General features: G+C 42.1%; 12 protein-coding genes. 11 read left to right on the forward strand and 1 reads right to left on the reverse strand.

Annotated elements, in window-relative coordinates:
* The first annotated feature begins 45 nt into the window (after window positions 1–45).
* The 11 genes from KA717_40015 (at window position 46) to KA717_40065 (ending at window position 9887) form a co-directional block, all read left to right on the forward strand.
* Window positions 46–486: a hypothetical protein gene (locus KA717_40015; GenBank protein UXE61446.1), complete on the forward strand. Its 441-nt coding sequence runs from the start codon at window positions 46–48 to the stop codon at window positions 484–486.
* 65 nt (window positions 487–551) lie between these two features.
* Complete coding sequence (locus KA717_40020; GenBank protein UXE61447.1) at window positions 552–1358, forward strand: creatininase family protein; 807 nt, start codon at window positions 552–554, stop codon at window positions 1356–1358.
* Window positions 1359–1580: 222 nt separating this feature from the next.
* Window positions 1581–2189: a Uma2 family endonuclease gene (locus tag KA717_40025; GenBank protein ID UXE61448.1), complete on the forward strand. Its 609-nt coding sequence runs from the start codon at window positions 1581–1583 to the stop codon at window positions 2187–2189.
* 8 nt (window positions 2190–2197) lie between these two features.
* Window positions 2198–2935: an amino acid ABC transporter permease gene (locus tag KA717_40030; GenBank protein UXE61449.1), complete on the forward strand. Its 738-nt coding sequence runs from the start codon at window positions 2198–2200 to the stop codon at window positions 2933–2935.
* Between the two features lie 6 nt (window positions 2936–2941).
* The gene (locus tag KA717_40035; protein UXE61450.1) at window positions 2942–3628 is read left to right on the forward strand and encodes an ABC transporter permease subunit; all 687 of its coding nucleotides are present in this window, start codon (window positions 2942–2944) and stop codon (window positions 3626–3628) included.
* Window positions 3629–3773: 145 nt separating this feature from the next.
* Window positions 3774–5018: a hypothetical protein gene (locus KA717_40040; GenBank protein UXE61451.1), complete on the forward strand. Its 1245-nt coding sequence runs from the start codon at window positions 3774–3776 to the stop codon at window positions 5016–5018.
* 427 nt (window positions 5019–5445) lie between these two features.
* Entirely contained in the window at window positions 5446–6861 is a 1416-nt protein-coding gene (locus KA717_40045) for a PP2C family protein-serine/threonine phosphatase (protein ID UXE61452.1), read from the forward strand.
* Window positions 6852–7142 (forward strand): hypothetical protein, encoded by a 291-nt coding sequence (locus tag KA717_40050; protein UXE61453.1) that lies wholly within the window; start codon window positions 6852–6854, stop codon window positions 7140–7142. Before KA717_40045 ends, KA717_40050 begins: the two co-directional genes overlap by 10 nt.
* A gap of 157 nt (window positions 7143–7299) precedes the next feature.
* Window positions 7300–8688 carry an argininosuccinate lyase gene (argH, locus tag KA717_40055; protein UXE61454.1) on the forward strand — a complete coding sequence of 463 codons (1389 nt, stop codon included), beginning with the start codon at window positions 7300–7302 and terminating at the stop codon, window positions 8686–8688.
* A gap of 85 nt (window positions 8689–8773) precedes the next feature.
* Window positions 8774–9391 (forward strand): hypothetical protein, encoded by a 618-nt coding sequence (locus KA717_40060; GenBank protein ID UXE61455.1) that lies wholly within the window; start codon window positions 8774–8776, stop codon window positions 9389–9391.
* A 40-nt stretch (window positions 9392–9431) separates the two neighbouring features.
* Window positions 9432–9887 carry an NUDIX hydrolase gene (locus KA717_40065; GenBank protein UXE61456.1) on the forward strand — a complete coding sequence of 152 codons (456 nt, stop codon included), beginning with the start codon at window positions 9432–9434 and terminating at the stop codon, window positions 9885–9887.
* Window positions 9888–9893: 6 nt separating this feature from the next.
* On the opposite strand, the gene radC is transcribed toward KA717_40065, so the two are convergent.
* Window positions 9894–10625: a DNA repair protein RadC gene (gene radC, locus KA717_40070; GenBank protein ID UXE61457.1), complete on the reverse strand. Its 732-nt coding sequence runs from the start codon at window positions 10623–10625 to the stop codon at window positions 9894–9896.
* Between the last annotated feature and the right edge of the window lie 139 nt (window positions 10626–10764).

Raw genomic sequence — 10764 nt, forward strand, 5'->3', positions numbered from 1 at the left:
TCCAGATTTTTTTTATTGTCAAGGTATTTGCGCTCAATATCCCGTATGTTTACGGACAATTCTCAGAACAGTTTTCCTGGTTTAGTCGCCAATCAACTCTTGGATAAAACTAGACTTCAGCCTTTAGGCCTATTGCTTGCCCTGATCATCGCGATCGCCCTGCCCACTGCTGATGGCCAAGCCGCACCCGTGAATCCCTCTCGCTCTCCTAATCTGACCCCTGTGGCTCAACCCTCTCCTCCCCCTGCCCTGCTACAAGCCACCATTCAAGATCTGGCTCGACGCACTAAAATCCCTGTCAAGCAAATTCAAGTTAAATCAGCCACTACCAAAACCTGGCCCAATGGTTGTCTGGGACTGGCTCGTAAGGAGGAGATGTGTACTCAGATGTTAGTTTCTGGTTGGCAAATTATTTTGGGACATGGCCAACATACCTGGCGTTATCGGACTGATCAAACGGGTAAAAATTTAAGGTTAGAATCTTAGTCTTGAAACCTTCTGTTCTTTTCACTTTTTTCAATTTGTTTTAACCGTTCTTCATAAAAATAATAATGCTGCATAGCTTTATTCCAGCCCATCGTTTTTTTCCCTATTTAACCTGGACAGAAATTCGAGATTTACCCGATAAAACCAATACCGTCATCATTCAACCCCTGGGAGCGATCGAACAACATGGCCCTCACCTGCCATTGGTCGTGGATGCAGCCCTTAATTTAGGGGTATTAGGTAAAGCTTTGGAAGACTTAGATCAACACATTCCGGCCTATAGTCTTCCTTGTTTATACTATGGCAAGTCTAATGAACATTGGGGTTTTCCCGGTACGATCGCCCTTTCCGCGCAAACAATGTTGTCAATGTTAGGGGAAATAGCCGATAGTCTCTACGTGGCTGGCTTTCGGAAATGGATTTTGTTGAATGGTCACGGTGGTCAGCCCCAGGTCTTGGAAATTGCAGCACGAGACATACACCAAAAATACCCCGATTTTCTGGTTTTTCCTCTCTTTCTCTGGCGGGTTCCTAACCTGGCAGCGGAATTATTAACGCCCATGGAATTAGAATTGGGTATCCATGCTGGTGATGCTGAAACCAGTTTGATGCTTTCCCTGTTACCCGATCAGGTCAAAATGGAGAAAGCGATCAGGGAATATCCTCAGAATTTGCCCTCCCATAGTTGCTTATCAATGGAAGGAAAGTTGCCCTTTGCCTGGTTAACTCAAGAACTGAGTCAAAGTGGTGTTATGGGGGATGCGACCACTGCAACCAAAGAAAAAGGCGATCGCCTCCTAGCGTCCCTGGCTCAGAGTTGGCAACAAGTGATCAAGGATGTCTATGAATTTCAGCAACCGACTTTATCCTAAAAGTTAGGATTAGAAGACATTATCTGGCAAGTATCACTTCGGCTCACCGTCTCTGTTGACTCAACTTAATCTAGCTATTCAGGGCTTAGAAAATGGCAATCTTCATATTCTCCTCAGACAATTGGCGATCGCTTTCTGATTTCAACATTAAGAGTTAATTCGTGATCAAATTCCTGTTCAATGTCTATAATAAGCTTACAAACTATACTATAAGAGGTTCAAATGGTTGTTGCACTGCCAGAGGCGCACTCCGTAACCGCTAAGCCCATCACGGCTGAAGAATACCTTGCCAAGGAAGAATTGGCCGAGGAAAAAAGTGAATTTATTAATGGAGAGATTATCCAAATGGCGGGAGCATCGGCAAATCATAATCTTCTAACGGGGAAAGTTCATGCTCGTTTATTGTTGGCATTAGAAGACTTAGGTTATACCGTTTTTATGAGTGATATGAAGCTCTTGCCGCCTCATTTTAAGAACTATTTTTACCCTGATGTGATGGTGATTAAGGATGAACCTTATTTTACCGATGCGAAACAAACGGCAGTTACCAATCCTTGTTTCATTGCAGAGATATTATCAGCTTCAACGGAAGGATTTGATAAGAATCAGAAATTTAGTTTTTATCGTACTATTCCAGAATTACAAGAATATCTCTTAATTGATCAGTCAGCTTATCGCGTGGAATTGTATCGTAAAGTCGGCGATCGCCAATGGTTATTAACAGAATTATGCGGTCAAGCAGAAGTCATTAGGTTAGAATCTGTAGCAGTAGAAATTACCCTAGCTGATTTGTATAAACGGGTAAATTTTATTGAAACTTTTCAGCCTTAAATTTTAGCATGGCTACCTATCACTGGAATTGGTTAATTTTCTTTGAAGAGGTCGCAACGGGCGGCGAAAAATATTATCAATGGCTCCTGGCGGGGCTGGGTTGGACTGTCGCCACTTCTCTCAGTGCCTGGCTTTTGGCTCTGATCCTAGGAACCGCGATCGGGATTATTCGCACCACTCCGCTCAAAGGATTGCTGATACTAGCAGATGCCTACGTGGAACTCTTTCGCAATATCCCTCTGATCGTGCAAATGTTTTTATGGTTCTTTGTACTGCCGGATATTCTGCCCGACCGTTTGGGAGATTGGATGAAACAGGAAATGCCCCTACCCGAATTTTCGACAGCAGTGCTGAGTTTAGCTTTTTTTACCTCAGCGCGGATTGCAGAACAGGTGAAGGCCGGAATTTTATCGCTGCCAACGGGTCAAAAAGGGGCCGGATTAGCGATCGGTTTTACCCTACCCCAGGTCTATCGTTATGTTCTGTTGCCCGTTGCTTTTCGGATTATGATTCCCCCACTGACCAGCGAGTTTATGAATATTTTTAAAAATTCTTCGGTGGCTTTAACAATTGGTATGTTAGAACTGACCGCAGTGGCTAAACAAATGAATGAATATACCTTTCAAGGTTTTGAAATTTTTACGGTGGTGACGCTGCTCTATATTGCGATCGCCTTAATGGCCAATCGTTTCATGGCTTGGATTGAAAACAAGGTGAGAATTCCAGGCTATTCCCAGGAGCATTAAATACAGATGAATGATTTTGACTTTGAAGTTATTACGCGATCGCTGCCCTATCTCTGGAAGGGAATGCAATATACCCTCACCTTAACCTTAACGGCTATGGCTGGGGGCGTGATTTTTGGCTCCCTATTAGCCCTAGCTAGACTATCGGGAATAACGGTATTAGAGAGGAGCGCGAGTTTGTATGTTAATCTCATGCGTTCCATTCCCTTGGTATTAGTTATCTTTTGGTTTTATTTTCTTGTCCCCTTACTTGGTCAATGGTTAACCGGAGCCGAAAACCCCATCACGGTTGGCCCCGATCAAACAGCACTGATTAGTTTTACCCTATTTGAAATTGCCTACTATTGTGAGATTATTCGCGCTGGCATTCAATCTATTCCCAATGGTCAAACGGCGGCAGCTAAAGCGATCGGTTTTACCTATCCCCAACAAATGCTTTATGTGATTTTGCCCCAGGCTTTTTGGAATATGTTGCCAGTCCTCTTAACTCAAACTATTGTCTTATTTCAGGATACCTCTTTGGTTTATGTTATCTCAGGCACGGACTTTTTAGGAGCGGCCTCGAAAGTGGCTCAACGGGACAGTCGATTGGTGGAAATGTACAGTTTTGTCGCAGTCGTTTATTTTATAATCAGCTTTACTTTATCTAAATGGGTTAAGCATTTCCAACAAAAAATAAGCCTGACTAGATAGTCTTAACAACAAAATGGGTATGGTCTGGGTTTAATTTCGTATAACCCTAACCCACAAGATAACAGATCAGTGATCAAAATTCGATTTTTGTGGTATATTTTTATTCAACTTAAGAGAAATTTTAAAATTAGGGAGCGCAAATTAGATGCAACCTTTAACGGTGACATTTCATCTAGCCGACTCAATTGTAAAGGGGCTTACAGACGGAACATTAGAAAGAGTCGGAGGAATTATCCGTCATGTATCAACGAAGCAAATCGTCGTTTGGTTACGGGAAATTCCTTCACACGCTGTTTCACTGGGAGATCCTTTCACTGGAAGTCTTAATTTATTAGTTTCTGGGGCTAAAACACTTGCGACAATAGAAGGTTTTGCCGATGTTAAAGAGCAAATTAGCGGTGTTTCACAACAAATAATGTCTGTTCAACAAGGATTACAGCAAACTCAAAGTATTCTACAAATTACATCGGCGGCAAGTATTATGAACTTGGGCGTTTCAGTAATGAGTTTTGCTGTGATCACTCACCGTCTTAATGAAATGGAAAAACGTTTAAAGAAAGCAGAAGCTTTGTTAAGTAAAATTAATCGAAAAATTGATCTAGGTTTTTATGCTAACTTCCATGCCGCAGTCAAACTAGCTATTAATGCTTTTAGCATGAATAAAGCCGAAAATCGTATTAGTAGTGCTCACCAAGCGATTAATCGTTTTCTAGAAGCCGAAAAAATATATCAAGATTTGACTGAAAAAGAATTAGATTTACAAAGTCAGATTGCTAATGAATATTTATTGACTTTAGCTTTAGCTTATCTTGCTGAAGTTCGTTGTCATCTGGAACTTGAAGAATATCCAACAGCTTTACAACGTTTTCAGGAAGGCTCACAAGTGCTGAAAGAGCTTATTCAAAGATATGTCGATCTTTTATTAACTAGCAATCCTGCAATTTATCTATCTCCTCAATTTAAAGGGCAAATTGATTTACAAAGGCTTACTAAGATTTATCAGTGGGCTAATCCAAATTTAGATGAAAATGCTGTATTTGAAATGCAACGTGATAATTTTAGTGAACTTATTAAAGATCCTGATAAATGGGTTAAATCTTTACCTCAAGCGATTGTAAGCAAAGAAGAGGTACAAGGATGGATGTTAGTTGGGCCTAGTAATGATGATATCAAAAAAGAGGCTTGTAAACGTCTTCCTCAAGTGCTAGAAGTTGTTGAGTCAATGATTGAAACAGATAGACGATTTGAATCTTATCAGGCAGAAGTAAAAGCTATCCAAAATTTTGGTATCTCTTTTCACGAGTGGATGCGGTTGGAACCGCCAGATCCTCAACCGGAGCAAGCTACTTTTATGTATATTATCCCATTTGACCCCTTGGTAATCGATTAGAAATTTTATTTTAATCGTAATACATAATAATTATTTTGGTTGAATACTTTTTGCTAATTGCGATCACCGCTCTTAATTGGTTAGCTTGACAATTTGTTGCGTTTTTGAAACTATTCTACAAAAATAATGGCAACTTTCATATTAGCATGGGATAATTAGATTTGAGCATAAATACTCAAGGGCAAAAACACTAAGGTGTTTTGAGAGGTAGAAATGTCTAGAAATATGTCTAAGTTATCTTGGCAAAAAGAAAGTTTTACGTTACTATTATCCAGCCTTATTATTTATGGCTTAACTTAAAAACGCCTCAAAAGCACTTTGCTTAGCGTTTATTCAGTTGTATTATCCAGACTTATTTTGTACAGCGTAGAATCACCCTCATGATTGAGCAATCCCTTTTCAAGTTAATGGCGTGATGATTAATATTATGACTTCTCTTCCTCGCTCTTCAGTGTCTTCTGCTTCATCTCTTAACGGCCATTTAACGGCCGATCTAACGCCAGTACTGGCTCTTAAGGAACTGGTGGCGAGTCTATATCGGGAACAAAATAAGATCCAAAATCTGTTAAGTTCTCTCGGATTTGCTCTTCGCAGTTTTAATAATCTTAATCAGTTTTTAGAATTGACCCCCTTGATGGCTGCTAGGGTCACAGATGCTGATGGTAGTGCTTTAATTTTATTTAAAGGGCCAAACAAAATCGCTCTCGAACAAATTCATGGTCAAGTGCAACGTTTAACACGAGAAATTCGACGGGCGATAGAAGAAGTACTACAAACTTATAATGTAATCAGTGAGGATCGAACTATTCTTAAACATCCCAGTAGTTTAGATGAACAACTCCGTTTAGCTCTTGGTTCCACTATTCGTCTCTATAGCACACCGATTTTAGTCAAAAATGAGGAACGGGGCCGGATCTATGTTTTTAGTGAAGATCCGCAATATGTCTGGACACAGACTCGCCGTAAACTGTTGCAATTAGTGGCTGATCAAACCGCAGTGGCGATCGCCAATAGTGAATTAGCGTCGGAGTTAAGATCAAAAGAACGACAGGATCGGGAACTGGAAATTGCCTCAGAAATCCAAGAACGATTACTACCGCGTCAATGTCCGCAGATTGCCGGAGTGGATTTGGCTGCTCGTTGTCAGACGGCCAATCGGGTCGGGGGAGATTACTATGACTTTATTCCCACCAATTATGATCAGTTGCGTCATGATAACTGGCAGGATATGGATAGTACAAAAGTCGTTCCCTGGAGCATTGTCATTGGAGATGTGATGGGGAAAGGGGTTCCGGCCGGTTTAATTATGACCATGACTAGGGGGATGTTACGGGCTGAAGTTTTAAATAGGCACAGTCCGGCTCAGATTTTGCAGCACCTCAATCGGGTCATGTATGCGGATTTAGATAACTCTCATCGCTTTGTTACTCTGTTTTATTCTGAGTATGATCCTCAAACCAGATTACTGTCCTATAGTAATGCGGCCCATAATCCACCGCTTCTTTGGCGATCGCAAAACCAGAGCATTGAGCCGTTAGATACCGAAGGCTCCCTCATTGGCTTGGATATCCTTTCCGATTATGAGGATGCCCAGGTCTTGTTACAATTAGGGGACGTTTTGTTGTATTACACCGACGGTTTAACCGATGCGGTCAATGGCAACGGCGATCGCTTTGATGAAAAAAACCTACGGCGAATTTACCAGGAAGCTTGCTTGCAATATCACCATGCCGAGGAAATCCTGGACTATATCTTTACTCAAGTGCAGCAATTTATTGGGTCAGGAAATAATCATCAAGATGATATGACCTTGGTCGTTATGCGGGTAAAATCATGGTCGTAGGGTTTTTTACGGAGTTCAGTGATATGGTTCTTTTTGATAGTTCGATTTTGAGTGTTAGTGGTTTGGTCGGGATGGGGGATCATTCTTCCTGGAACTTGATGACCGATCAGGTAATGGACAGTATTACCTTCCTTGCTCAAAATATGAGTGAAATCAAAAAAATTGATATCATTGGTGATTTTCAAAAGTCTTTCAAGCATTTTATTGAATCCGGTCAGGTGTGGGCCTTGGGAATTGGCATTGTTTTAGGTTGGATTTTCCATAGTTTTCTGGGTTCTTAAGGAAGACTGGGAGACTGGGGGACTAGGAGACTGGGGGACTGGAAAATCGGCTCAGTCTTACCGAAGAAAAGCAAACTAGTGTTAAGACTTCATAAATTTCCCTAACGTTACTCTCAAAAATCTAATTATTACTTAACGAAAAAGGTCAAGGCTTACTGTGACAACTGCAAAAAAAACCTGGAGCGATCGCTTTGAAGGCTCATTACATCCTTCTATTGTTTTGTTTAATGCCAGTATTGGCTTTGATATTGAGTTAATTGAATATGATTTAACCGGTTCCATTGCCCATGCCAAAATGTTAGCCCACACCGGGATCATTTCTAGCGAAGAGGCAGAACAGTTAACCCAGGGATTAGAACAAATTCGCCAAGAATATCGAGAAGGGAATTTCAATCCCGGCGTTGATCAGGAAGATGTACATTTTGCTGTGGAACGGCGATTGACGGAAATTGTCGGCGATGTGGGTAAAAAACTGCATACGGCTCGCTCCCGTAACGATCAAGTAGGAACAGACGTTCGACTTTACCTCAGGGAACAAATTGATCAGATTCGGATCAAACTACGGGATTTTCAGCAAGTCTTGGTTACGTTAGCAGCAGCCCATGTGGAAACCTTAATTCCTGGCTATACCCATTTACAACGGGCTCAACCGGTCAGTCTAGCCCATCATTTACTGGCCTATTTCCAAATGGCCCAACGGGATTGGCAACGCTTAGGAGAAATTCGCGCTCGTACTAATGTTTCGCCTCTGGGATCGGGAGCTTTAGCCGGAACCACTTTTCCCATCGATCGCCATTTCAGTGCTAACTTACTGGGGTTTGAAGGAGTCTATGCCAATAGTTTGGATGGAGTCAGCGATCGCGACTTTGCCATTGAGTTTCTGAATGCGGCCAGTTTGATCATGGTACATCTCAGTCGGTTAAGCGAAGAAATGATTCTTTGGGCCTCCCAGGAATTTAGTTTTATTAGCCTCACCGACAGTTGCGCTACGGGGTCAAGTATTATGCCCCAAAAGAAAAATCCCGATGTTCCCGAACTCATCCGAGGAAAGGCAGGACGGGTGATTGGTCATCTGCAAGGTATGTTGGTTCTAATGAAAGGTTTGCCTCTAGCCTATAACAAGGACTTACAGGAGGACAAAGAAGCTCTTTTTGATGCGGTTAAGACTGTCTTAGTGTCCCTCGAAGCGATGACCATTCTGTTAGAAGAAGGCATTATCTTCCGTCAAGAAAGATTGGCTCAAGCCGTTGCTGAAGACTTTTCCAATGCCACCGATGTGGCCGATTATTTGGCGGCTAAAGGGGTTCCTTTCCGTGAAGCCTATAATTTAGTGGGTAAAGTGGTTAAAACCAGTCTCGCAGCCGGAAAGTTACTTAAAGATCTCACCCTAGAGGAATGGCAAGCCCTCCATCCCGCCTTTGAAACTGATATCTATGCCGCGATCGCCCCTCAACAGGTGGTAGCTGCCCGCAATAGTTACGGTGGAACAGGTTTTGAACAGGTTAAATTTGCAGTAGAACAAGCCCAGAGTATTCTAAATGCCTAAAATACTAACTTATTCAAGCTAATTCTAGCTGTTAACTTGTTAAACAAAAAACAATTAACCCTAATTGACATCAATCTAAAAAACAATGAGTTTTACCATTAATTTATTAGATAACTTGGACTATGATGAAGCCGAAACACAACTAGAAGGCTACATTGAAGAAGTGACTGAAAAATTTCTCCAGTCTCCAGAAGGAATCGATCACGCTAAAACCTATCCAGAAGTTGGTAATTGGATCTATTATTTTATGAGTTATGGTTATCGATACGAGGCGTTTACCCCTTCAAAAATGACCAAGAACAACGTTGAACTAGTCATGGAAAGCTTGTTACCACGCAAGGTTAGCATCTTCAACAAATCTGACGCGGATGACGCAATTCCTGAACTAGTCGCCTTTTGGTCTTTTTTAGAGCGGGAATATCAGCTTAAACAGGCGAAAAGCATTATTACTTATTTATTGAGTATAAAGGCCAAGTTTCCTGATTGGATGATGGATCCGGCTCGTGGTGGTTTGGCTAAGAGCTTTTTGATGGGGGGAATGGCAGCTGGATTCGATATGACAAGCCAAGAGGGAATGAACGAATTCAAAGACTTGTATAATGCTCAACTACGCGGAAAAGCGGGAAAACCAGAAGACAAAAAAAAGGGATTTGGCACTTGGACTCAAACTAAGCATAAGTCTCCACGACGCAAGAAAAAATAAGTTAATCTAAATCTAACATTTCTTAGTGATCGGATTATGTATGCTTCAAGTACAGAGATATGCTAAAGCCTTTCTCAAGGTGGCTTTCCGTCATCCGATTACGGGAACAACCATTATCCCCATTCTCCCTGATGGCCGGATTGTCTTAATTCAACGACGAGATACGGGACAATGGGGCTTGCCAGGGGGATTAGTCGATTGGGGAGAAGAGTTGTTAAGTACTGCCCAACGAGAGTTAAAAGAGGAAACGGGGCTGAATTTCTTGAAAATCCAGCGTTTAGTGGGAGTCTATTCTGCTCCTGATCGTGATCCCCGAATGCACTCTATCTCCATTGTTATCGCGGCCCAGGTGGAAGGAGAGGTAAAAACAGAAGACTCGCTGGAAGTTATGGATGTTAAGGCTTTTACACGGGAAGAACTGCCATTAGGAAATTTGAGCCACGATCATGATCGCCAATTAAATGATTTTTTGGCGGGAGCGATCATTGTTGCCTAACAAACCTTAATCGTCCTGGGGAAAACGTTCCCATAAATCAGTTATTTGTCGCAAACTCTGATGGTCTCCATTCCCTAAAATGAGATGATCTAAGACCGGAATTTGTAAACACTGCGCTCCCTGTAGCAATAATTCTGTTAACTGAAGATCTTCTGGACTAGGTTCTAGACTGCCGGAAGGATGATTATGGGCCACAATCAATTTGGTTGCTCCTTGTTTAATCACTTCTCGAAAAATTTCACGGGGATGAATCAGGGTTTCTGTGGCTGTGCCAATGGTGATTACACGGGTCGCTAAAAGGCGGTTTTTGGTATCTAGCATGACGATCGCAAAATGTTCCTTGGCCTGCCACATTAATTCCAAACTTAAGGCTGAGGCGGCGGCTCCTGGACTATCGATGACCACACGTTCTAGCGGACGGGTTTGAAAGACGCGTTTACCCAGTTCAACGGCGGCCAAAATCGTTGTCGCTTTTGCCGGGCCAATGCCAGGGAAGTTCATTAACTCCTGGGGATGAATTTCTCGTAGCACATCGAGGGGATCGCGCCGATCTTGCCCTAACTGATGCAAAATATGCTGTCCTAAACCAACGGCAGATAGTTTACCTTTGCCTTGACCCGTTGCCAACAAAATGGCTAATAATTCCGCACTGGAAAGGTGTTTTGCTCCTAAACTGAGTAAACGTTCCCTAGGGCGTTCAGTGGTCGGTAAATCAGCGATTCTCAGGCTATAGGTCATGATAAGCTCAACTCTTGAGGTGAAATCAGTTAAAATGCGATTTTACGATACTTGTTTACCGATTTATTTTCTGCGAAAAGCGATCGCCGCTCTGATTAGCTACCACTGACAAATATTGTGTCGTCCTGTTGCTGACCTA

It is taken from the genome of Woronichinia naegeliana WA131, from assembly GCA_025370055.1.
GTDB lineage: Bacteria > Cyanobacteriota > Cyanobacteriia > Cyanobacteriales > Microcystaceae > Woronichinia > Woronichinia naegeliana.

Bases quoted from the DNA above. Each gene is read 5' to 3' on its own strand.
- KA717_40015 (UXE61446.1), top strand. From the start codon at position 46: ATGTTTACGGACAATTCTCAGAACAGTTTTCCTGGTTTAGTCGCCAAT.
- KA717_40020 (UXE61447.1), top strand. From the start codon at position 552: ATGCTGCATAGCTTTATTCCAGCCCATCGTTTTTTTCCCTATTTAACC.
- KA717_40025 (UXE61448.1), top strand. From the start codon at position 1,581: ATGGTTGTTGCACTGCCAGAGGCGCACTCCGTAACCGCTAAGCCCATC.
- KA717_40030 (UXE61449.1), top strand. From the start codon at position 2,198: ATGGCTACCTATCACTGGAATTGGTTAATTTTCTTTGAAGAGGTCGCA.
- KA717_40035 (UXE61450.1), top strand. From the start codon at position 2,942: ATGAATGATTTTGACTTTGAAGTTATTACGCGATCGCTGCCCTATCTC.
- KA717_40040 (UXE61451.1), top strand. From the start codon at position 3,774: ATGCAACCTTTAACGGTGACATTTCATCTAGCCGACTCAATTGTAAAG.
- KA717_40045 (UXE61452.1), top strand. From the start codon at position 5,446: ATGACTTCTCTTCCTCGCTCTTCAGTGTCTTCTGCTTCATCTCTTAAC.
- KA717_40050 (UXE61453.1), top strand. From the start codon at position 6,852: ATGGTCGTAGGGTTTTTTACGGAGTTCAGTGATATGGTTCTTTTTGAT.
- KA717_40060 (UXE61455.1), top strand. From the start codon at position 8,774: ATGAGTTTTACCATTAATTTATTAGATAACTTGGACTATGATGAAGCC.
- KA717_40065 (UXE61456.1), top strand. From the start codon at position 9,432: ATGCTTCAAGTACAGAGATATGCTAAAGCCTTTCTCAAGGTGGCTTTC.
- radC (UXE61457.1), bottom strand. From the start codon at position 10,625: ATGACCTATAGCCTGAGAATCGCTGATTTACCGACCACTGAACGCCCT.